The sequence below is a fragment of the Pelagicoccus albus genome, assembly GCF_014230145.1.
Lineage (GTDB): Bacteria > Verrucomicrobiota > Verrucomicrobiia > Opitutales > Opitutaceae > Pelagicoccus > Pelagicoccus albus.
The window spans coordinates 299761-322722 of record NZ_JACHVC010000013.1; the positions used below are offsets into that span (position 1 = coordinate 299761).

Here is a 22962-nt window from a genome sequence, read left to right on the forward strand (position 1 = left end):
AGCTACTCGCTCTATAGGCTAGCGCCACTCGTGCTTGGGGTAACGTCCTTTCAGCTCCTTCTTAACGCCTTCGTAGGATCCTGACCAAAATGCTTGCAGATCGTTAGTCATTTGCACGGGTCGCATATTGGGCGCGAGAAGCTCGACTCGTGGCAGGGATCGACCTTGGCAAAAACGAGGCGTATCCGGAATGTCATACAGGCATTGAATTTTGGCGGACAAGGTGAGCTGCATATCCGCATCCACTCTTAAGCGGGCTGGTTTTCCGTTGTCTAGCTTCAATCTCTCGGGAAGTTCGTGCTCGAGCATTTTCATGGCTGGCGTCCCCACCCAATCACGAACTACCGGCAGCACGTCCTTTCGTTTAAGATCTTTCAAGCTTCGGACTCCTTCGCAGCACTGTTCCAACAAAAGAGATCGGGCATCGTCATCGATAAGCTCGAAGCCATATTCCGGGAAGGCCTGAGCAAGGAAATTAACGCGTCGAATCAAGTGCTCCACTTCCTCATCCCAGTTTGCGAGCTTCGCCTTTCCTTCCGTGATCAGCTTCGCAAAGACCTCAGCAGCCTTAGCAGAATCAACTTCGAAACTTTCACGGCAAGAAAGCTCCAGATCCTGAAATCGAGTTACGCGACGCTCTACGACTCGCTTTTGCTTTTCGTCGAAGACTACCTCTTCCACATCGGAAAACAGCTTCGGAAACAATTCTTGCAACCACTCCACTTCGATGGCGGTGCACAGATTGAAAACCGTATTCACCTGGCCACCTTGTCTCCCAATCTCATTCACCTCACAGGCAACGAACAACTCGCTTTCTCCCACTAAACTCTCACGTGCCAAGACGCCACGACGGCCGCCCACCATCCCGCAACGCAAGGTTCCCCTGTCGAGCCTCCTACAGACCCGATCAGGGAAGCCATAGAGCAAACATTTGGCAACCGCTTGATCCTTGGAACTCTCTTCACGCGGATTGGAGTTCGACCCTAAACCGCTCGCTTCGGCGTATTGAGAAAGTTGATTCGCAATTTTCAAGACCTGCCTCGAGCTCTGGGCATGCACCCCGATTTCCTGGCAAAAGCCCATATCGAACCGCTCTTTAAGTGCCGCTTCCCAAGCAATCATCTGCCCCAAAACATCGCTTCGAAGCTGAGCTCCCCAAAGTGACTCACGTCTTCGCTCCACGGACTTGTCGACCTTTCTCAGCAAAATACTACGGCTCTGAGCTAGAGCGGCTGCCAAAGCGATTTCTTCCACACAACCAAACGCATCCGAAGCCAGCAACATAGACGCATACCGAGGATGCAAAGGGAAGCCGCTCATCTTCCGGCCTCGCTCAGTAAGGCGTCCATCCCGATCGATAGCCCCCAAACTCCTCAATAGCCCTGTCGCGTCTGACAGGCGCTCTTCATTGGGTGGCTCAAACCACTCGAAGGAATCCACACTCTCGATACCCGTTGCCAATAGGGACAAAAGCATCTCAGACAAATCCACTCGGCGTACTTCGGGCTCTTCGAACAAAGCCCTACTGGCATGCTCCCGTTCGGCCCACAATCGAATTGCTCGCCCTGGGGCGGTTCGCCCTGCACGCCCTGCTCTCTGCCTCGCAGACGCATCGCTGATCTTCTCGATCCACAAAGTATTGATGCCTCGTGTGGGATCGTAGCGAGCGATGCGTGCCTGGCCGCTATCCACGACCAATCTTACATTATCAATCGTCAGGGACGTTTCTGCTACATTGGTTGCGACGATTACCTTGCGACGATCTCCGGCTTCTACGGCTCGATCCTGATCCTTAGCGCTGAGTTCGCTATGCAAAGCTAACAACTCGAATTCCCGGGTCGAAAGTCGACTGCCAAGAGCCGCTATCGTTTTCCCAATTTCAAAGGCTCCCGGCATGAAAATGAGCACGTGACCTTCCTTTTCTTGCTGGAGCCTGTCGAGTGTCGCTTTCGCGGCAATGTCCCAGATAGGCAGATCACTATTGGCCAAGCGATTATCGATGTGCTCGATTGCCACAGGAAAGGTTCTTCCCTGGGAACGAAGGATACGGCAAGGCTTTAGATAACTCTCCAGCTCCGAGGCATCTAAAGTGGCTGACATGACCACGATCTTCAAATCCGGTCGTTTTGTGCGCTGCAGCATTAAAGCGCGGGCCAAAGTCAAATCCGCGTGCAAACTTCGCTCGTGGAACTCGTCAAAGACCAGGCAAGATACTCCTCGCAACTCAGGGTCGCCCATCATTCGTCGCAGCAGTATTCCTTCTGTAACGAAGTGAATACGTGTTTCCTTGGAAGAAACACGTTCATGCCGAACCTGGAAACCGACAGTCTTGCCGAGGGGTTCATCCAATTCCCAAGCTACGCGTTTGGCCAGCATGCGAGCGGCAATCCGCCTTGGCTGAAGAATGATCGCGTCGCCTGAAGCCAGAAAACCTCCCCTCAGTAGAAACTTTGGGGTTTGGGTAGATTTTCCCGAGCCAGTGGGAGCTTCCAGAACAAGCCGATTTGTATCCGAAAGTTCAGCGCAAAATTCGGATTCAATTTCGAGAATTGGCAGATCCATAACACCCACTGTAAATATCCTTATCGAGCCTTATTCGTACGAAAAAGGTCGATACGCGGTTCTCTAGAGGACTGCTACTTCATTCGCCCAAATCTGCTCGATTGGCTGACGCTCGCGGATCACCGCGACTCGACCTCCTTCTCGAACAAGAACTTCAGGGGATTCGGGGAAGCTATTATAGTTTTTGGAGGCCATAGAAGCACAGTAGGCTCCCGCTCCGCCAATCACAAAGTAGTCTCCCAATCTTGCCTTCTTCAAAGTCCGTGGAGAGAGAGCTTCTGGATCTCCTGCCTTCGGAGTTAGGATATCACCAGATTCGCAGCAGTGGCCGACTACGATGTAGTCCTCCTTGCCTCTTCGGGAATTATCGGCAGGCACCACCCACATCGGGTGCTGGGCTCCGTACATCGAAGGACGCGTGTTGTCCGTCATGCCTGTATCCAGTTTCAGGAACTTGTAGCCTTCTTCACCGGTTGAAGTCTCGTCCTGAACGCGGGAGAGGATCGAGCAACCGTTGGCGACCAAGTAAGTACCAGGCTCCACTTCGAGATGGATTTTTCGACCGGTCTTGGCTGCGAACTCCTTGAACTCGGCCTTCATCTTTTCTCCGATCACTTGCAGATCAGTCGTCTTCTCGCCTTCTACACGGCCGACCTTGTAGCCTCCTCCCAGATTGAGATGAGTAACGCTCTTAAATTGGTCAACGAGGGCCAAATTCATGCCCACCACCTTAATCCAGACATCCGGATCGCTGCCACTGCCGATGTGAGAGTGAATTCTGAATACGTTAAGTTCGTACTGCTCCACGAGCTTCTTCACTTGATCCAAGTCTTCGTGCCAAATGCCGAAGGAAGACGCGGGGCCTCCCACGTTTGTACGTTGCGTTCCACCGGAACCGAGGCCCGGATTTATACGCAGCCCGACTTTTTCGCCCGGCAATTCCTGGCCGAAACGCTTGAGTTGGCTGAGTGAGCACACGTTGACCGAAATTCCCGACTCCACCAGCGAAACGAAATCATCGGGGAGCTCTTGAGTGCTCAAAGAAATACGCTGCGGCTCAATTCCCGCTGCGATCGCGCGACGTACTTCGTAGCCAGAGCTAGCATCAAAATGCAGTCCCATGGACGCGAAGAAGCGCAGGATATTCGAGTTCGGGCTCGCTTTCATAGCGTAGCGGGCGGTCAATCCAAAGGCATTGGGGAAGGCCAAAACCTTGGAAGCGCTATCCCGCAAAACCGCCTCGCTGTAAACGTAGCACGGTGTTCCGACTTTACTATGAATCTGCTCCGCAAGATCGCGGCTGATAAAATTTTCTTGGCTCATTAATCTAAATTTTTCGGATCAAGGCATCCACGGGTACTTCGTGAAGTCTGGCTTACGCTTTTCGAGGAAGGACCGTTTCCCCTCTGTGCCCTCTTCCGTCATATAATAGAGGTAAGTGGCATTGCCAGCGAGTTCCTGTATTCCAGCTTGGCCATCGAGTTCAGCATTGAAGGAAGACTTCAATAAACGGATGGCGGTCGGACTGTGCTGCAATACATCGAGAGCCCATTGCACGCCTTCTTCCTCAAGTTGCTCCACGGGCACGACCTTGTTGACCAAGCCCATGTCGACCGCTTCCTGCGCATTGTATTGGCGACACGTATACCAAATCTCCCGGGCCTTTTTCTGTCCCACCAGCCGAGCCAGAAAGCTGGCTCCAAAGCCACCGTCGAAACTTCCGACGCGAGGACCCGTTTGGCCAAAAATGGCATTGTCCGCCGCGATCGTCATATCACAGATCACATGCAAGACATGACCTCCGCCAATCGCGTAGCCTGCGACGAGAGAGATAACAACCTTAGGGATGGAACGGATCAGTTTCTGCAAATCGAGCACGTTGAGGCGAGGCACGCCATCATCTCCCACATAACCCGCATGACCGCGGACACTCTGGTCTCCTCCCGAGCAAAACGCATATTTGCCATCCGTGTGAGGCCCCGCCCCAGTCAGAAGAATAACGCCAATGCTTTGATCTTCCCGCGCATCACAGAAGGCATGAAACATTTCGCTCACCGTTTGAGGGCGAAACGCATTTCGTTTCTCGGGACGGTTGATGGTGATCTTAGCGATACCGTTCCACTTGTGGTAGAGGATATCTTGGTACTCGTTAACGGATTGCCATTCTGCTTGAGACATAGGCGGGCGATTTTGGGATCTGGTCGCAGACCTGCAAGCACGAAGGCTCCCCTATTTACCTGACAGATACGACCGGAAATCCTCAGGAGGCTCCGCTTCGATTTCCAGAGGCTCATTTGTGATCGGATGGACAAACTTAAGGTAACAGCTATGCAGCATCACCCGCTCGGGCTGATGCGATAGCTTAGGCAATGGGCGGTAACCATAAACAGAATCGCCCAAAATGATGTGCCCGATGCTTTTTAAATGCACGCGGATCTGATGCGTCCTTCCGGTATGAATTCGGCAGCGAAGCAAGCAGTAGCCCTCATCGAAAGTCTCAACCAGATTCCAATCCGTCTTGGCCTCTCGAGCCCGACCACGCCCTTCATGGCCAACCCGCATCTTGTGTCGCTGGTTTGGGTTCCGCTCGATCGGGCGTTCGATCGTTCCGCTTAGAAGCTCGGGAGCGCCACAACCGAGAGCCAAATATTCCTTCACGAGCGAGCGGGACTGAAATAGTTCACTCAAAGCACGGTGGGCTACATCCGTTTTGGCTGCCATAATGATACCTGAAGTCTCACGGTCGAGGCGATGCACAATCCCCGGACGCTCAATGCCGCCAATCCCACTCAACTGCCCCTGGCAGTGATGCAACAACCCGTGAGCAAGCGTAGGCTCGTCTGGTCCCGCCCCGGGATGGACAACCAATCCGGCTGGCTTGTTGACTACGACCATGTGTTCGTCCTCGAAAAGAATATCGAGGTCCATGGCGATCGGACTCATATCCAGCTTTTCGACGCTAGGCATAGCGAATTCGACCAGATCGCCTTCCGACAGGCGGCGATTTTTCGCCACAGGTTTTCCATCAACACGTACGAGATCAGCTTCGAATGCCCGCTGAAAATCGGCTCGACTGTGTTCGGCAAAAGCGTCGGACAGCAGCTTATCGACCCGCTTTTTGTAGACGCCTTCCGGTACTTCCCAACTTATCGGATCGCTCATGAAACGAGAAGAGAATCAATTTCGGAAATAAACTTACGCTTCGCTTCCCCATCGAGACGGGAATGCTCAAAACCGTTTTTGGCGAACTGTGCCAATTCGGCCTTGGTGAACCCTAGACGTGCTGCCAAGGCTCGATACTCGTCGAGAATGTCATTCGAGAAGCAAAGTGGATCGTCGGTGCTGATTGTGCAAGTCACCCCGGCGTCCACAAGCTCGCGCAAAGAATGGTCTTCGAGGGATGGAAAAACCTGCAACTTCTCATTGCTCAAGGGGCAAACGTCCAAGACGGCACCTTCCCCTGCCAATCGCTTGACCAACTCTTTGTCTTCCACGGATCGAACACCGTGTTGGATACGGCGAGAGCCAAGGGTATCGATAGCTTCGTAAACCTTGTTCGGCCCGCCAAATTCTCCCGCGTGGCATTTCACGATCTTACCTGCCTCACGGCATTTCTCCCAAATAGGAGGGGTCCAATTTTCGAGTTCGAGCCACTCTTGACCGTGCAAATCGATTCCGTCCAATTCTTCCCATGAGTGGAGATTGTCGAGGATCGGCTGCATCTTCTCGCTGTATCCATTGCGAACCATGCCGCCTATCACTTTGACTTCCAATTCCTTGGGAACGGCAGACTTGATAGCTGACAAGATGTCACGGCCATCCACTCCGATGAACTCGATCATATGCAGATGGAAGCTGGTCTCGACGTATTTGATGTTCAAGGACACCATTCTATCGAACATCACCTTGCACGCCTCATGGTATCTTTCAGCGGAGTTGAACCAAACCACAGCGTGGTCGAGCAGGATGTTTTCAAACTCTACAAAACCTGGATACCGGTAGCTTGGACTGCGGAAATGCGGATTGGCCGGAAACCGTCCGCTATCCATTCCGTGCAGCAAATCATAGGGCAAGGCACCTTCGATATGAAGGTGCGTCTCCGTTTTGGGAATACGGCGGATAAACGCTTCCAGTTCGTCTCCTTCTAGAGCCATCTTACTTAGAGATTAGATTGGCAGGATTCAAGGATTCGAGCTCCTCGATTACAAACAGTCCGTCCTTGCGGATCAAGGTGTCGTCGAACCAGATCTCGCCTCCTCCGTATTCGGGTCGTTGGATACAAACCATGTCCCAGTGGACTTGAGACTTGTTTCCATTGTTCGCATCCTCGTAGGCCTGTCCGGGAGTGAAATGGAATGAACCGGCAATCTTCTCGTCGAAAAGAATATCCCGCATGGGCTCCTTGATATGCGGATTGAAGCCGATGGCGAATTCCCCGATGTAGCGAGCACCTTTGTCCGAGTCCAAGATCTCGTTAAGACGCTTGGTATTGTTGGAAGTCGCATTGACGATGCGGCCTTTCTTAAATTCCAGACGGATATCGTCAAAGGATACTCCCTGATACACAGACGGAGCATTGTATTGCAGCACGCCTTCTACAGTTTCGAGTACTGGGCAGGAAAAGACTTCACCATCTGGAATATTGTGAGTCCCGATACAAGCGACCGCTCCGATGTTCTTGATGGAAAACTTTAGGTCCGTTCCAGGGCCCACCAAATGGACACGATCGGTCTTTTTCATGAGCGACTCCAAGGCTTCACTGCCTGCCTTCATCTTCGAGTAGTCTAGATTACAAACCTTGAAGAAAAAGTCTTCAAAGGCCTCGCTGGACATCATGGCCTGCTGAGCCATGGCTGAAGTCGGCCAACGCAAGACGCACCACTTGGTCTTGTTCACTCTCCAATCAAGAACCGGCTTCATAACCTGAGACACGAGTTGAGCCTGTTCGCTTGGCACGTCGGAAGCCTCGAAGATATTATTCGATCCCCGCAGAGCGATGTAGGCATCCATATTCTTCATACGCTGCAGCTCGATAGCGCTCTGGATACGAAGAGATTCCTCAGTGGCTTCCAATGACAGCTCACGATTCACCCGAGCATGGTTCAAGTTGACATACGGAATGGCTCCGATCTCGCGAGCCGAGCGGATTAGCTCCACGATTATCTCGTCTGGCACGTCAAAAGCATCGATTAAAACCCTCTCTCCTTCGCGGAGATTGGTCGAATAGCGCGTAAGATTTTTAGCCAATTGAGAAAGGCGAGGATCGATCATGGCACTTCTAGGAATGCATTTCTTCGCAACTTGCAACGATTTAGCTAAATCGCAAAAGACTAGACCGTGAGTTTTCGCTCGACGTTTTCGGTAAAGCAGACCCGCGAAACCGCCTCGTCGAAGTCATCCGCTCCACGAAGGATCTCGATTTCCAGTCTCAGATAATAAAGCGGCACGGAAAAACCTATCGACTCCGGGATGCGGACCGCATCCTTCTCGGTGGTGACTAGAAACTCCAAACCAGCCGCCTTCGCCTCTTCTGCGATACTGAGAAGCTCATGTTCCTCGAAACGATGGTGGTCCATAAACCGACGCGTGTAAGGAAGGTTCGCCCCGTAATTTCGCAAAAACCCCTCAAAGCTCTGCGGTACCGCGATTCCGCTGAACGCTCCGATCCTTCTCCCTTTCAGGTCTTTCAGCTCTAAACGACGATCGCCGTTAACCTCCTTCAGATACTGAGGTTGGTGCGTGCACTCGATCACGTCCACACCGGGATTGTGCCGCTGGATCAAGGCTTCAAGCTCCGGATCCGGCACCCCATCAGATTTTGTCAAAAACACATAGGAGGCACGCTTCAGGTGCCTAACCGGCTCACGAAGGATCCCGCGAGGGAGCAGTTTCCGGTTTCCGAAGGGGTTGGTCTTATCTACTAGAAGAAGATTCAACCTACCCTTTAGCGGCAAGTACTGCATCCCGTCGTCAAGGATGAGCGTGTCGCAACCGAAGTGCTTGATAGCGTAGGTTCCGCTTTTCACTCGATCCTTGTCCACGAGCACCACCACTCCGGGAAGGTTTTTGGCTAACATGAAAGGCTCGTCTCCCGCCCATTCGGAATCTAGCAGCACCTTCTCGCCATCACTCACCACCTTAGGAGGCAAAGGATCCCCGCCAGTCACGTACTTTCTCCAAAGCCGTTCCTTTAAGGTCTCTTTCTTTAGGTCGCGGCTTTTGTATCCACGACTCAGTATCGCCACCTTGCGTCCTCGGTTTTGCAGGGATCGGGCAAACTTCTCCACGACCGGCGTTTTGCCAGTTCCGCCGACGGTTAGATTGCCAACAACGACCACCAAGCAACCAAGTGGTTGGTCTTTAAGGATACGGTTCCGGTAGAGGAAAAACCTCAGCTTCACCAGACCGGCGAATATGAAGGACAAGCCTCGCAGGAATATCTTGAACGCCACCGCCCTCTTTCCTCGGCGGCGATCGTTGACGACTTCGACCGCGAACTCCTCTAGCTGGGTAAGCAGCCGTTTCGATTTGCTGCTCATTCCCTAAAACTTGATTTGGTTCATTTGACGCGAACAGAAAGTCATAAAACAGTAATGCTTAGACCGCTGTTTCTCAGTCGCCAAGTTCAAAGCATTAAACGCGAGTTCTAGGGTCTTCCCTGACCAAAAACGCCAAAATTGTACTTGCAAGCCTATGAATTTGTCCCCATCGACCCGAAACCAGCGTCCTGAGCACAGGCGTTAACCAACAGATGCCAACCAACGGTAGATTGCCGCTTTTGAGCGACAGCAGAAAAACTCACCAGCTCCACATATATTAATGAAGTCCCTTGTCATCGCGGAAAAGCCGAGCGTAGCTCGCGACCTTTGCAAAGCAGTAGGCGGAAAATTCGACAAGCACGACGAGTACTTCGAAAGCGAGGAATACGTTATCACCTCCGCCGTCGGCCACATCGTCGAACTGTGCATGCCAGAGGACTACGACAAGCGTGACGCTTTCTGGCGCTTGGCAAACCTTCCCATCATTCCCGAGAAGTTCAAACTCAAGCCGATCGAGAAGACGGAGTCGAAATTCAAGTCGATCAAGAAGCTGATGAAGCGAAAAGACATCGACACCGTCATCAACGCTTGTGACGCCGGTCGCGAAGGTGAGCTGATCTTTTCTTACGTCTACAAATTGGCCAAATCCAAACTGCCAGTGAAGCGCCTTTGGATGTTGTCAATGACGCCAGCTTCCATCCGGAAAGCGTTTACTGAACTACGCGACGGAGAAGAGATGCAAAACCTCGCCGATGCAGCCCAGTCACGCTCTGAGGCGGATTGGCTGATTGGAATCAATTGCACCCGAGGAGTCACCAAACGCCTTTACGGCTCTAGAGCTGGCAATGTTGCGGGCGTGGGCCGCGTGCAAACTCCAACTCTAGCCATCGTGGTGGAGCGGGAAAAGCAAATCGCCGCCTTCCAACCTCGCGCCTATTGGCGTCTGGTCGGAGACTTCAACGTCGCAAATGGCACCTACCAAGGCACCTACCAGAAACCCGATTTCAAGAAGGGAGACGACGAGCATGATCGCATCGACCGGATTTGGTCGGAGGAAGAAGCCGCTCGAATCGCTGCTCTAATAGAAGACAATCCGGTAGCCACAGTTTCCGAGGAGAAGAAAAAATCCCGCCAAGCGTCTCAGAGGCTCTACGACCTGACCACCCTCCAGCGTGAGGCGAACAATCGCTTTGGCTATTCTGCCCGCCGCACTTTGCAACTCGCTCAGGCACTGTACGAGAAGCATAAGATGATCACTTATCCTCGTACGGATTCGCGGGCTCTGCCGGAGGACTATCCAGACACGGTTCGCAGCACTCTTCAAAACCTTGAATCAAGCATCGGAGAGGTCGCAGTTCGTCCCCTTAAAAACAACTGGGTAAATCCTTCGGATCGACGCGTTTTCAATAACAAGCAAATCTCCGATCACTTTGCGATTATTCCGACTCCGGAATCATACAAGAAGCTCAACGACGACGAGGCCAAGATTTACGACATGATCGCTCGTCGTTTTATCTCGATCTTCTATCCGAGCGCCGAATTTGCCGTTACGACCCGTATTAGCGAGGTCCAGGGACTAAACTTCAAAACCGAAGGTAAGGTGCTCGTCTCGCCAGGCTGGTTAGAAGTTTACGGAAAAAGCGTTACTGTGGCGGGAGTCGACGATACCTTGCCTGCACTCTCGGAACAAGATGGGGATCCTCCTAAAGCCCAACTCGAGAGCTACGAAACCCTCTCGGAAGAGACCAAGCCACCTCCACGCTACACGGAAGCCACCCTACTCTCCGCCATGGAAGGAGCTGGCAAGTTGGTCGAAGACGACGAACTGGCCGACGCCATGAAAGAAGGCGGGCTCGGAACTCCAGCCACCCGAGCTCAGATTATCGAACGCCTCATCGCGGAACGCTATATCGAGCGAGATCGAAGAGCGCTTTGCCCAACGCCAAAAGCCGAGACCTTGCTAGACTTCCTGTCCTGCATAAATGCGGAGGCTTTGACGAAGCCAGAGCTCACGGGCGAATGGGAATACAAGTTGCACAAGATCGAAGATGGTGAACTCGATCGCACCACCTTTATCAAAGACATCGTCGAAATGACCAAGAAGGTCGTCGATGGTATCAAGAATTTCGAAGAAAAAGACGAAGATCTCCTGCCTTCACCTTTGAAGTCCCCCATAGATCAGCAACCTTTGTTCGAGTCCATGCGCGCCTACAAAACGAAGGGCGACGACAAGGAAAACGGTTTCGCGATCTACAAGATTATCGGAAACCGCAAAATGGAGATCGAAGAACTCCAAGAGCTTCTCGAAAAAGGGAAAGTCGGCCCGATTGACAACTTCCGTTCCAAGGCCGGCAAGCCCTACAGCGCGAACTTGTTCCTGGATCCGGAAACACGTCGCGTAAAATTCGATTTCGGAAATGGCGACGATTCAGGCGACGGATCAGTCGATTTCTCAAGTATGACTCCTGTCGCAAAATGCCCTCGCACAGGTGGAGACGTTTTCGAGACACCTGCTGCCTATGTCGTACGGGTCATGGAAAACGACAAGGAAACCACCCCGATTCGAGTCAGCCGCAAAATCCTCGATCGAGAAATTCCTCTCGATCAAATGATGAAGCTGCTGGAAAACGGTAAGACCGACTTGCTCGAAAAATTCTGGTCTAAGCGTACTAAGCGTCCATTCGACGCGTATTTGACCTTGCAGCCAAACGGACAAACCAAATTCGAATTTCCTCCAAGAGCCGCAAAAAAGGCCGCCAAAAAAGCGGCCAAGAAAACGGCAAAAAAAGGAGTGAAGAAGACCATCAAGAAGGCTGCCAAAAAAGCGGTTAAAAGCGAGTAGCTCATCACGGGTCGCGAATACGACCCAGCTCTTGCGATTGATCCTAAGCTACGACCAGCGGATCAATCGCACTGGTCAGGAAAGTGGCGACTGCGAGGAAGGTGGTTCCCACGGAGCATCTCCAATCTTGGGCGTGCTTAACTACGAGATAGGCGATCCCGGCTCCGAGTAAGCCGTTCGCAAGCAATTGTGAACCTGCCAACAATGCAATCGTGTCGTAGCGCAAATCGGATTCCGCGAGCACATAGAAGCACGATGACGCGGCCTTGAGAATTCCAAATAGAATAGCTGGGATAACGATTTTTCGGCTCTTGAATGAAGCAATAGCCAATATGATCAGAAAGAGGAGGCTCAGTAGCATAAGAGGTTGGGTTCGATAGCGGATTCCTGCTGCTGATTATCGGAAGCCTATCGCTCTACATGAGGCATTGTCCGGCATCCCAAGCCAATTTTACATTTCATTTTACAAACGAAATCGATGCCCGAAACAAAAAGGCAGGCCCCTAGATAAAAGGGCCTGCCGCTTGATAAAGTATACTAGCCTTTTACTCCTAACGGCCGATGGCAAATACCTCGAATCCAATCTTACGGAGCTTCTCGTGATCTAGAATATTGCGGCCATCGAAAACAAAGGCCGGCTTGTACATATTCTCGTAGATCTTTTCGAAATCCAAATCCTTGAAGCTATCCCACTCCGTCAAAATCGCCAAACCATGGGCCTTTTGTGTTGCGACATAAGGATCTTCGCAAATTTCGATCTGCTTGTTCGGCTTACCCTCTGCGTCGGTTGGCTTTTCCTTTAGATCATAGAAAATTTGATCTGGAGAAACCTTTGGATCGTGAATCGCCAAGACTGCTTGCTCGTCGAGCAAGTCGCGCCCGACGTACATTGCGGCCGTTTCGCGAGTGTCGTTGGTATCTTTCTTGAAAGCGAATCCCAGCATAGCGATGCGCTTGCCGTTAACGGTATTGAAGAGCGTATTGACGATCTTCTGGGAGAAGCGACGCTTCTGCCAGTCGTTCATGATGATCACTTGCTCCCAATATGCGGCCACATCGGGGAGTCCGAAATGCTCGCAGAGGTAGACCAAATTCAGGATATCCTTTTGGAAGCAGGATCCTCCAAAACCAACCGAGGCCTTGAGGAACTTAGGGCCGATACGGGAATCTTGACCAATCGCGTAGGCGACTTGATCGACATTCGCTTCTGTGCGCTCACAGAGGGCTGAGATGGAGTTGATGCTGGAAATTCTTTGAGCCAAAAACGCGTTGGCAACCAGTTTGGAGAGCTCCGACGACCACAGGTTGGTGGTGAGAATTCGTTCGCGTGGCACCCAGTTCGCATAAACGTCGACCAAGGTGGCGATAGCCTTTCTGCCCGCTTCCGTTTCCTCTTCACCGCCAATCAATACACGGTCAGGATCGTTGAGGTCGTCAATCGCTGTACCTTCCGCGAGGAACTCTGGATTGGACAGGACTTGGAATTCGAGGCCTGGGCGAGAATTTGCTTTCAGAACGGTTTTGAGGCCTTCCGCCGTACGAACTGGCAAAGTCGATTTCTCAACGACGATCTTCGGACCTTCGGAAAATTCAGCGATATCTCTAGCGCACAGCTCAATGTACTTCAGGTCGGCAGCCTTGCCCGCTCCGGAACCGTAAGTCTTGGTAGGCGTGCCAACACTAACGAAAATAATGTCAGCCTCTTTGATAGCCTTATTCTTGTCTGTTGTGAAAAATAGGTTCCGACCTCTCGCAGCGCTCACTACGTCGTCCAAGCCTGGCTCGAAGACAGGGAGCTCGTCCGAGTTCCAGGCGTTGATTCGCGCCTCGTTAATGTCAGCTACAGTGACCGTAATGTCGGGGCACTTGTAGGCGATCATAGCCATAGTAGGGCCACCCACGTAGCCAGCTCCTAAGCAACAGATTTTCATATTCGATTTAGAGTTGTGATAAGAAATTCGCGAAAAATGCGAATTTAGAGGATTTAGGCAAATTTACAGTTTTTAATCCGAACGAACCCACGCATAAACCAAGCCTAAATCGTCGAGGCTTCAATAAAACTTAAAGAAAACGACCCACCAGTTGCCTGTAGATGCTAAATCCGACTCATTTTAACGCTCAACTGCTTGCGGCCGCCCGAGATCAAAACTTTGCAGTCGAGGAACTGACAAGCCATTCAGGCTACGCGATTTACGCCCTAACTCGGAAAGCGGCCCCTTCTGGCGACAAGCCTCCTCTCCGTCTCTATCTGTCTTCCGGCATTCATGGGGACGAACCTGCGGGACCACTCGCTTTGCTCGAACTCCTCGAATCGGGACTTCTCCCGAGAGATACCGATATTGCGATTGTTCCTCTCATCAACCCCACTGGGATCAAGGCAAAGAAGCGCGAAAACGACAATGGCTGGGATCTCAATCGCGATTTCAGATATCCGAAAAATCCAGAGACCCAAGCGGTACGGGAATTTATTATCTCCCAAGCGCCTTTCCATTTGAGTGTAGCGTTGCACGAAGATTGGGAGAGCTCAGGATTCTACATGTACTGCATCACTCCGGATGGAGATGATAGACTGCCACGGAAAATCTTGAACGAGGTCAAAAAGGAGGGTCCCCTGGAGCCTGAGACAGAAATTGACGGGCATCCCGCAGAAAACGGGCTTATCACTCGACCCGCTGATTTCGATTTAGAGGGTAGAGACGATTGGCCAGAAGCATTTCTGCTCTACGAGCGTTCGGAACACGTTCACATCACCACTGAATCTGCCAGCTCAGCCCAATTGCGAATACGCATCGCCCAGCAATGTCAGGCGGTCAAAACCGCGATTCGCTTGCTGGAAGAAAAACGAAAGAACTCTCCTTCTGAATAATTTCCTCGGAGCGACCGTCTCACTAGGCGATAAATCCGCCTAACAAATTTGCACAATTTGACACCGGACGAAGAGACAGACCAGCTCGTGGCCAAAGCCCGAGGAGGCGACAAACGCGCCTTCGACCGTCTTGTGACTCTTCATTACGACAAAGTGTACGGGCAAGCGCTCCGCATGCTCCGCTCCGAAGAGGATGCCAAAGATGTCGCTCAGCTGGCTTGGATAAAGGCGTGGAAAAAATTGGACAGTTTCCGCGGCGATTCAGCATTCACTTCATGGCTATACAGAATTACAACTTTCACCGCCCTAGACTGCATCCGCAAACGCGACAATCGCAGGGAAACTCAATCAGACGACGAATTCCTGGAAAACGCAGCCCACAGTGAAGCATCGCCAGTTGCTTCCCCTGAACAATTACGCAATGTAGAAAGAAAAGAACTACAGCAAAGAATCGACGACGCTCTCGCCAAACTTCCCGAAAAACTTCGAACCGCGCTCCAGCTTCGAGAAATCGAAGGCCTTAGCTACGAAGAGATGGCTAAAAAGCTCCAGTGCAAAACAGGCACCGTGATGTCACGACTTTTCAATGCGCGAAAAACCATCCAAAAATATTTAGCCGACCTAGTCACATGAAACGCTCTCGCATCTCTAAATTCACTACCCTATTCGTGGCCCTCGCTTTCGCTGCCATCGCCGCGAGCTCGGTCCATGCCGCCGAAAAGGTAACGATAAACGCCACCCTAATCATCGGCAGCAACGACGGGGGCGGCGTCGACGCTCCGCTTCGTCAGTACGAGAAGAACCTCAAACGGGTGTTGCCCTTTGACACCTTCAAACGTCAGGGAGGCGGTCGAGCTTCCATCTATGTACCAGGTCGCGGCTCTATCGGACTCGGCGGTGGCCAAAACGTTGGCGTATCGGCTGAGTCTGCAGGCGAAGGCAGATATCGGATCTCTGCCCAATGGAAACGAGGCAACCAGACCATGGTTAACACGACGGTAGTGGCCTCCAAAAACCGGCCGACCGTACTCGTCGGGGGTGGCCAATACATTCTGATACTAATCGCGAACTGAGCGGCCTCTCACGATAGCCGCTTCGTTCTACTTTTTCTTGGCCTTTTTGCCGTGGTCCAACCTGATGAAAAGCCAAGCCCCGTAGGCTTGATAGCAGAGATTGGGCACCCAAAACAACAACTCGGGACGGAAATTCGGACGGCTGTCTAGCATGTCTATCGAAATCATCGCCAAGTAATATATCAGGCCCATTCCCACGCCGAGAGCGAGGTTGGCCGAAGTCTCCTTGCGCGAAGTTTTCAGCCCAAGTGGCACCGCAATACAGGCGAAAGATAGTACTGCAAAGCCCATGGCGAAATTCTGATGGAAGACCATCTTGGCCTTGAGCAAGTTTTGCAAAGCTTCCTCGCGAACTTCACCGCTAGAGGAATCCGCGATTTCCCGATAGCCACGAATTTCTGTCTGCAGCTCATCAAATGTCATCCAGGTGAGCTTTCGGGCTAATGTTTCACGCCCAAGGATCTTCTCCAGAGAAAAGGAAAACGGGAAGCGAGCCGCGGAGGCCGGGTAGAAATTTCTGGTTCTGAAACTCTCGGGATCGTCTTCGTCGCGATACTCGATCGTCACCTGCTCTGCGTCCAATTGGAGCTCCGAACTATTTTCGATGAAGGCGAAACGGCCCTTCTCTGCTCGAGCAAAGGTAGTAACCTGACTCTTGCTGTTTAGCTTCCAAATCCAAACGTCGTAGAGCATTTCATTCTCCTTTTTGCCGACGTAGATGACAGACCCGGGGAAGTCTTTCACGAAGGTTTTCTCTACGATGAAGCCCAACGGATTGGTTTGGATCGTATTCTTTAGTTCCTGACGGTATTTCGTCTTGGCCAAAGGACCATAGTAGAAATTAACAATCAGCGAAACCGTCGTACCCAAAATAGCCAAAAGCAAAACAGAGCTGGACAACCGAATAACGCTTACCCCCGCCGCGCGAAGGGATGTCACTTCATTCTCCGCCGAGAGACGTCCCATCGTCAGCAGCGTTCCGGTGATGAAGCCCATCGGTAGGGCATAGACGAATACAAATGGCAGTAGCAGCCACGTGAGCTGGAAAAAAGCTTTCAGGGTTAGCTGCCCCTCCGCTAGGAGACTCAACATGTCCTTGACCAGACTCATGGTCAGAATGAGAAACGCAAACATCGCCACCGACGCGAAGCAGGAGGTGAAAACGTTTCTGAAAATGTAACGATGGATCAAGCTCACCGCGGCCTACAGTTATTCTCCTCGCCCTATCCGCAAGCCGAAATCTCCAACAAAGAAAACTCTCAACCTAGACTTCCCCTCCACCCCAACTCCCGCCAGTCTTCCACCGCCTGATGAAATACGTTCCGGAAAAGCCGCCAATCTACGGGGAAACACTCCAAAGCCTACAAGACCGATTCCTAGAATTGGGCGAACCGAAATTTCGAGCCAAACAGGTTCTAGAGTGGCTCTACAAAAAACGAGCCAAGTCGTGGGATGCCATGACAAACCTTCCCAAGCCCCTGCGTGAAAAGCTGGAAGCCTCGTTCGAGATCGCGCCTTCCAAACGCGTCTTAGCTAAGGAATCATCGGACGACACGGAAAAGCTCCTGCTGCAGATGGGCGATAACTCCATGGTGGAGACCGTTGTGATTCGGGCCCCGCAAGTTGGAGTCGGGCAGGAAAACTCTCGCAAGACGATTTGCATATCCACCCAAGTGGGCTGCGCCTACGGCTGCCGTTTTTGCGCCTCGGGTCTGGCCGGATGGAAACGGGACCTTTCGGTAGGCGAAATAGTCTCTCAGCTCATCCACGTTTGCCACATGGAAGACGCCACCACCGAGAGAGCCTCCGATGAGATCGCCTCTTTTGATAACATCGTGGTCATGGGCATGGGCGAGCCAATGGCCAACTACAAGAACCTCCTCCCTGCCCTCCGCATTCTCAACGCGGACTGGGGGCTAAATTTCGGAGCCCGACGTGTGACGATCTCCACTTCAGGAGTCGTACCCAGAATTTTGGAGCTAGCGGACGAGAAGGAGCAATTCCGACTGGCAATTTCCCTCCATGGCGCGACCAACGAGGTACGCGACCAGATCATGCCCGTGAACCGGAAGTATCCGCTGGAGCAACTGTTGCCAGCTATTCAAAAATACGCCCAAACCAAGGGACGCATGGTTACACTGGAATTTATCCTGATCGAAGAGATCAACGACACCCTCGAGCAAGCGGACGCTCTAATTAAGATAGCGCTGGATTTGAAAGCTCACGTAAACCTCATCCCGTACAACACTGTCGACGGCTTGGAATGGAAACGACCCTCCATTAATCGTCAGGACACTTTCTACAACCGGCTCCGAAACCGCGGCGTATCGGTTACCATTCGACGGGAGAAGGGACACGATATCGCTGCCGCCTGCGGTCAATTAAAGTTAAAAACAGAAACCGAGCTCGCCTAAGTCGGCCGAGAAACGAATTTCTACTTGATTCAAAGTCGAATAGATTCATATCAACAAATCCAGATACGTTGATATCTAAGACAATAAAATGAGCCAAACCCCAATCAGCCAACTCTTTTCCCAGGAACGTCCTCTCCTCTCCGTTGAATTTTTTCCGCCTAAGTCGGACGACGCCCTCGAGAAGCTAATCGAGTCAGCGGACGATCTCGCCTTCTACCAGCCTGACTTCGTTTCGGTCACTTATGGAGCTGGAGGAAGCACCCGCGACCGTTCCGCTAAGGCTTGCGAGCTGCTTCGCGACGAGCATGAATTCAACATCATGCCCCACCTCACTTGCGTGGGAGCGAGTCGCGACGAACTGGCCGTCACCGTTAACGGGCTCTACGAGTCTGGCTACCGGAACATCATGGCTCTACGCGGCGACCCACCGAAAGACAGCCCCTCGTTTGTGGTGGCGGAAAACGGATTCGCCTATGCGTCGGACCTAGTAGCCTTTATCAAAGAGCTCCATCCGGATATCTCTATTGGGGTTGCGGGCTACCCGGAAAAACATCCAGAGGCCGCCGATCTCTCGACCGACTTGCGAAACCTTAAAACCAAGGTAGACGCTGGAGCCTCATTTATAACAACTCAGCTCTTCTTCGATAATAGCGACCTTTACCGCTTCCTCGAGGAGGCTGACAAGTTGGATATCTCCGTGCCGGTCATTCCCGGCCTAATGCCAGTCCTTTCTCTGAAGCAGGTAAAAAGAATCACCTCGATGTGCGGAGCCAGCCTTCCTGCTGAGCTCGAGAAGCATCTAAATCTAGCGGGCGACAATGATGAACTGGTTCGCCAGATCGGCATCCGCTGGGCCACGGAACAACTGCAAGACCTGATAGAACAGGGACTGCCTGGCGTGCATCTGTACGCCTTGAACCGGTCGGATGTCGCGACAGAGCTGATGTCAGCTTTTCGCTCGTCCGTCGAATAAAGCGAACGCAGTGGAGACTCGGAGGACGAACCTCAACCTCCGGTAAACACCACACGAAATCCAGCGGACTCCAGAGCCTCCTTGGCTTCGTCTCGCTTGTCCCCTTGGATTTCGATGTTTCCGTTTTTGACCGCTCCTCCGACTCCGCAACGCTTCTGGATCGACTTAGCGAGGGACTGCTTCTCGTCGATGGAAATTCCTTTCCATCCAGAAACGACGGTGACGGTCTTGCCTCCGCGGCCGGACTTCTCGCGGCGAACATCCAAACGGCCCCGATCCTTATTAGTCTTAGGAGCAGGAGTTACTTTCGCGGGCTGAGCCGGCGTTGCCGGGCCACTGGGTAGATCGCCCAAATTCAAAGCTCCAAATGGATTCGACGAAAGTTCGCCGCCCCCATCCGTTCCGATTCGCTTTTTGTTTTTGCCCATCTCAGGAAAAATCGGTTCTCCCTCCGCAACGCCCTTTCGGGATGTCAGTCTCACCCCTGAGATGCGCGAGGGCCTTCAAGTAGCTACGATTCTTGAGAAAATGTTTCAACCGAGCATCCAAATCTTTTCGATGGGTAACTAGAGCCGTATCGACGAAGGTCATACTCTCCTTGATTTGGGCGGCGTCGGCCCGCTCGATGGCATCCTGCAACTTCTCAAGCGAATCTTTGATCTGTTCCTCTATCATCACGATCGCTTCCTTCGCATAACAAAGGACCATACCGCAAGCTCTAGTTCGGGCCAGGTCTCGCTATTGCGACTGGAATCAGCTTTCTGCAGTCCGAGAAGCGGCCTTAGAAATGTAAAAGCTAGGGCCTATCGGAGTTTGACAGTCAAACTCTTAGATTAATTACCCCGTTTTGCTTTACTCCCTACCCTCCTATGCTTAACGCTATTCGTCTTTCCAACTTCGGCCAACTAACGACACCTACAGAAAATTCCAGGAATGGTCACATTCGCTACGCGTTCTAACGCTGACTTGATTGATCTCAACTACGAGAAGTGGAAATCGGATCCCGCTTCGGTAGACGAGAAATGGCAGGCTTTCTTCGAAGGCTTTGAGCTCGCTCTCGCCACAGCGCCCTCTCCAAAATCCTCACAAGGACCCTCCGTCAAGTCTGGCTCCAATGCGGCCAAGCAGATGAACGTCTCGAGTCTCATCTACGCTTACCGTAGCCTCGGACACACTCAGGCCAAGATCAACCCACTAGACGAGACGACTCCACTCAACCCGAGCCTACAGCTCGAAGAGTTCGGCCTTAGCGAAGCGGACCTTAACTCATCCTTCAACTCAGGACACTTCCTCGATGGACAGCCCTTGAAGCTGAAGGACCTGATCGAAGCCCTGAAGAAGACCTATTGTTCTAGCATTGGATACGAGTATATCCACATGCAGAATACAGAAGCCCGCCGTTGGATTCAGTCAAAGATAGAGCCCTTGCAAGGAGCGATCGATTTCTCCGACAAAATAAAGACGCGAATCCTTCGGAAAGTCTTTGCGGCAGAGTCTTTCGAAAGTTTCCTCCATACACGCTACACGGGACAAAAACGCTTCTCGCTGGAAGGCGGGGAAACTCTGATTCCTTGCTTGGACAACGTACTCGAGCACTGCGGACGCCTCGGAATCAAAGAGGTAGTCATGGGCATGGCCCACCGTGGTCGCCTCAACGTTTTGGCGAACACCCTCAAAAAATCCTACGAATTCGTTTTTGAGGAGTTCGGCGAGGAGTATGTTCCCGACACCGTCGGCGGTGACGGAGACGTGAAGTACCATCTTGGATACGAAAAAGTCATCGAAACCAAAGAAGGTCACTACGTCGAGATTCGCCTGGCCTCCAACCCTTCCCACCTCGAGGCAGTCAACCCCGTCGTAGAGGGCAAAGCTCGAGCCAGACAACGCATTCTCAACGATACCAAGCGAGACAAGGTGCTTCCAGTTCTCGTTCATGGCGACGCCGCTTTTGCAGGTCAGGGCTTGGTCACTGAAGTGCTAAACTCCTCTCAGCTTCCCGGCTACCGCACTGGCGGAACCCTGCACATCATTGTAAATAATCAGATTGGCTTCACCACCACTCCGAAGGAAGCCCGCTCTACCCGTTACTGTACGGACGTGGCCAAGATGATCGAAGCCCCGATCTTCCACGTCAACGGAGACGACCCCATCGCAGTCGTCTACGTCACCATGCTCGCCATCGAATACCGTCAGAAGTTCGGAGCAGACGTTGTAATCGACATGTATTGCTACCGCAAACACGGTCACAACGAGGCGGATGAACCGATGTTCACAAATCCAGACCTCTACGACAAGATCTCCAAGCACCCACCGGTGAGCGAGATCATGACCAAGCGACTCGTTGAAGAAGGCACCCTCTCCAAGGAGCAGATCGAGGAAATCAAAAGCGAATACGAGACCTCGCTCGCCAACTCTCTCGAGCGTGTGAAAAAAGCCGCCGAAGGTCGGATTGAGCTCAAGAAAGCTCTCGCGGGATCCAACGCGGTTTTCCAGCCCAAGTACAATTTCACCCCGGTCGAAACCGGAGTTGATCGAGAAACACTCGGCAAGATCGTGCAAGGCCTCACTCGCCTACCCGCCCACATCAAGCCCAACCGCAAAATCAAGCGCTTCCTCGACACCCGTCGCACTTCCTTCGAAAGCAACGGAACCATCGATTGGGCTTACGGCGAGGCATTGGCATTCGGAAGCCTGCTCAACCAAGGCACTCCCGTTCGCCTATCAGGTCAGGACTCGGAACGTGGTACCTTCAGTCATCGCCACTCCGTCATCCACGACGCCAAGACAGACGAGCGTTACATTCCGCTCCTCAACATCGACGAAAACCAAGCTCGATTCTGCGTCTACAATTCTCTGCTTTCAGAAGCCGCGGTTCTCGGCTTCGACTTCGGCTACTCCTTGGATTACCCCCGCATGCTCTGCATTTGGGAGGCCCAATTTGGCGACTTCGCTAACGGAGCCCAAGTCATTATCGACCAATTCATAGCCTCCTCCGAATCGAAATGGGGACGCGTATCGGGATTGGTAATGCTTCTTCCTCACGGTTATGAAGGCCAGGGTCCCGAGCACTCCTCCGCGAGACTCGAACGCTTCCTCCAATCTTGTGCCGAGGACAATATTCAAGTCTGCAACATGACCAATTCCGCTCAGTACTTCCATCTTCTGCGCCGGCAGATGATGCGTGAGTTCCGCAAGCCTTTGGTCATTATGTCTCCAAAATCGATGCTGCGACTAAAGGACGCCGCATCCACCTGGGACGAAGTGGAGTCTGGTTCTTTCCAAGAAATCATCGACGACGACCAGATTACAGCTGCCAAGACGAAGCGACTCATTCTCTGCTCCGGAAAAGTCTATTACGATATCCGCAAAAAGCAGGCCGAGTTGAATGACAAGTCGACCGCAGTGATACGCGTTGAGCAACTCTACCCGCTTCACACCGAAAAGCTAAAAGAGTTGGCCAAGAAATACTCCAAAGTGACCAACCTCGTATGGTGCCAAGAAGAATCCCAAAACATGGGAGCCTACTCTTTCATCGCTCCTCAGCTTGAAGAGATCTTCGGCAAGAAGCCTGCGTACGCTGGCCGCGGAGCATCCGCAAGCCCCGCAGTCGGGGTGATGGTGCTGCACAAGAAGGAACTCGCGCAGCTGCTCGAAGACGCCTTCACACTCTGATTTTTCTAACCGACTACTGAC

At 52.3% G+C, this 22962-nt stretch carries 19 protein-coding genes; 7 read left to right on the plus strand and 12 right to left on the minus strand.

Features of this window, described 5'->3' with window-relative positions:
* Positions 1 to 18: 18 nt before the first annotated feature.
* The 7 genes from hrpB to lpxK form a co-directional block, all read right to left on the minus strand.
* Positions 19 to 2562: an ATP-dependent helicase HrpB gene (gene hrpB, locus H5P27_RS16610; RefSeq protein WP_185661547.1), complete on the minus strand. Its 2544-nt coding sequence runs from the start codon at positions 2560 to 2562 to the stop codon at positions 19 to 21.
* Positions 2563 to 2625: 63 nt separating this feature from the next.
* Positions 2626 to 3885: a diaminopimelate decarboxylase gene (locus tag H5P27_RS16615; protein ID WP_185661548.1), complete on the minus strand. Its 1260-nt coding sequence runs from the start codon at positions 3883 to 3885 to the stop codon at positions 2626 to 2628.
* Between the two features lie 18 nt (positions 3886 to 3903).
* Complete coding sequence (gene menB, locus H5P27_RS16620) at positions 3904 to 4740, minus strand: 1,4-dihydroxy-2-naphthoyl-CoA synthase (RefSeq protein ID WP_185661549.1); 837 nt, start codon at positions 4738 to 4740, stop codon at positions 3904 to 3906.
* A 51-nt stretch (positions 4741 to 4791) separates the two neighbouring features.
* On the minus strand, positions 4792 to 5724 hold the full coding sequence (locus H5P27_RS16625; protein ID WP_185661550.1) for an RluA family pseudouridine synthase: 933 nt from the start codon (positions 5722 to 5724) through the stop codon (positions 4792 to 4794).
* Positions 5721 to 6716, minus strand: coding sequence for an adenosine deaminase family protein (locus H5P27_RS16630; RefSeq protein WP_185661551.1), 996 nt, complete (start codon positions 6714 to 6716; stop codon positions 5721 to 5723). Before H5P27_RS16630 ends, H5P27_RS16625 begins: the two co-directional genes overlap by 4 nt.
* 1 nt (position 6717) lies before the next feature.
* Positions 6718 to 7833: an aminopeptidase gene (locus tag H5P27_RS16635; protein WP_185661552.1), complete on the minus strand. Its 1116-nt coding sequence runs from the start codon at positions 7831 to 7833 to the stop codon at positions 6718 to 6720.
* 59 nt (positions 7834 to 7892) lie between these two features.
* Complete coding sequence (gene lpxK, locus H5P27_RS16640) at positions 7893 to 9101, minus strand: tetraacyldisaccharide 4'-kinase (RefSeq protein ID WP_185661553.1); 1209 nt, start codon at positions 9099 to 9101, stop codon at positions 7893 to 7895.
* 280 nt (positions 9102 to 9381) lie between these two features.
* Here lpxK and H5P27_RS16645 point away from each other — a divergent pair, with 280 nt between their 5' ends.
* The gene (locus tag H5P27_RS16645; RefSeq protein WP_185661554.1) at positions 9382 to 11943 is read left to right on the plus strand and encodes a DNA topoisomerase III; all 2562 of its coding nucleotides are present in this window, start codon (positions 9382 to 9384) and stop codon (positions 11941 to 11943) included.
* Positions 11944 to 11986: 43 nt separating this feature from the next.
* On the opposite strand, the gene H5P27_RS16650 is transcribed toward H5P27_RS16645, so the two are convergent.
* Together H5P27_RS16650 and H5P27_RS16655 are read right to left on the minus strand one after the other, a co-directional pair.
* The gene (locus H5P27_RS16650; protein ID WP_185661555.1) at positions 11987 to 12304 is read right to left on the minus strand and encodes a hypothetical protein; all 318 of its coding nucleotides are present in this window, start codon (positions 12302 to 12304) and stop codon (positions 11987 to 11989) included.
* A gap of 190 nt (positions 12305 to 12494) precedes the next feature.
* The gene (locus H5P27_RS16655) at positions 12495 to 13874 is read right to left on the minus strand and encodes a UDP-glucose 6-dehydrogenase (RefSeq protein WP_185661556.1); all 1380 of its coding nucleotides are present in this window, start codon (positions 13872 to 13874) and stop codon (positions 12495 to 12497) included.
* A gap of 161 nt (positions 13875 to 14035) precedes the next feature.
* Here H5P27_RS16655 and H5P27_RS16660 point away from each other — a divergent pair, with 161 nt between their 5' ends.
* Genes H5P27_RS16660 through H5P27_RS16670 form a run of 3 tightly spaced genes read left to right on the plus strand, consistent with a single transcriptional unit; the run spans position 14036 to position 15882 of the window.
* Complete coding sequence (locus tag H5P27_RS16660) at positions 14036 to 14809, plus strand: M14 family metallopeptidase (RefSeq protein ID WP_185661557.1); 774 nt, start codon at positions 14036 to 14038, stop codon at positions 14807 to 14809.
* Between the two features lie 48 nt (positions 14810 to 14857).
* A complete protein-coding gene (locus H5P27_RS16665) occupies positions 14858 to 15442 on the plus strand; it encodes a sigma-70 family RNA polymerase sigma factor (protein ID WP_221774765.1) in 585 nt (194 codons plus the stop codon).
* Positions 15439 to 15882, plus strand: a complete 444-nt coding sequence (locus H5P27_RS16670) for a hypothetical protein (RefSeq protein ID WP_185661559.1) — start codon at positions 15439 to 15441, stop codon at positions 15880 to 15882. The genes H5P27_RS16665 and H5P27_RS16670 overlap by 4 nt, the downstream gene beginning before the upstream one ends.
* A 27-nt stretch (positions 15883 to 15909) precedes the next feature.
* Here H5P27_RS16670 and H5P27_RS16675 read toward each other — a convergent pair whose 3' ends face one another.
* A complete protein-coding gene (locus tag H5P27_RS16675) occupies positions 15910 to 17079 on the minus strand; it encodes an LptF/LptG family permease (RefSeq protein WP_185661560.1) in 1170 nt (389 codons plus the stop codon).
* 113 nt (positions 17080 to 17192) lie between these two features.
* Here H5P27_RS16675 and rlmN point away from each other — a divergent pair, with 113 nt between their 5' ends.
* The gene (rlmN, locus tag H5P27_RS16680) at positions 17193 to 18296 is read left to right on the plus strand and encodes a dual-specificity RNA methyltransferase RlmN (protein ID WP_185661561.1); all 1104 of its coding nucleotides are present in this window, start codon (positions 17193 to 17195) and stop codon (positions 18294 to 18296) included.
* Between the two features lie 88 nt (positions 18297 to 18384).
* A complete protein-coding gene (gene metF, locus H5P27_RS16685) occupies positions 18385 to 19269 on the plus strand; it encodes a methylenetetrahydrofolate reductase [NAD(P)H] (RefSeq protein ID WP_185661562.1) in 885 nt (294 codons plus the stop codon).
* A gap of 32 nt (positions 19270 to 19301) precedes the next feature.
* Here the strand turns inward: metF and H5P27_RS16690 are convergent, their stop codons facing one another.
* On the minus strand, positions 19302 to 19697 hold the full coding sequence (locus H5P27_RS16690) for a translation initiation factor (RefSeq protein ID WP_185661563.1): 396 nt from the start codon (positions 19695 to 19697) through the stop codon (positions 19302 to 19304).
* A gap of 1 nt (position 19698) precedes the next feature.
* Positions 19699 to 19977: a hypothetical protein gene (locus H5P27_RS16695; protein WP_221774766.1), complete on the minus strand. Its 279-nt coding sequence runs from the start codon at positions 19975 to 19977 to the stop codon at positions 19699 to 19701.
* A 225-nt stretch (positions 19978 to 20202) separates the two neighbouring features.
* Here H5P27_RS16695 and H5P27_RS16700 point away from each other — a divergent pair, with 225 nt between their 5' ends.
* Positions 20203 to 22941 (plus strand): 2-oxoglutarate dehydrogenase E1 component, encoded by a 2739-nt coding sequence (locus tag H5P27_RS16700; RefSeq protein ID WP_185661564.1) that lies wholly within the window; start codon positions 20203 to 20205, stop codon positions 22939 to 22941.
* The last annotated feature ends 21 nt before the right edge of the window (positions 22942 to 22962 follow it).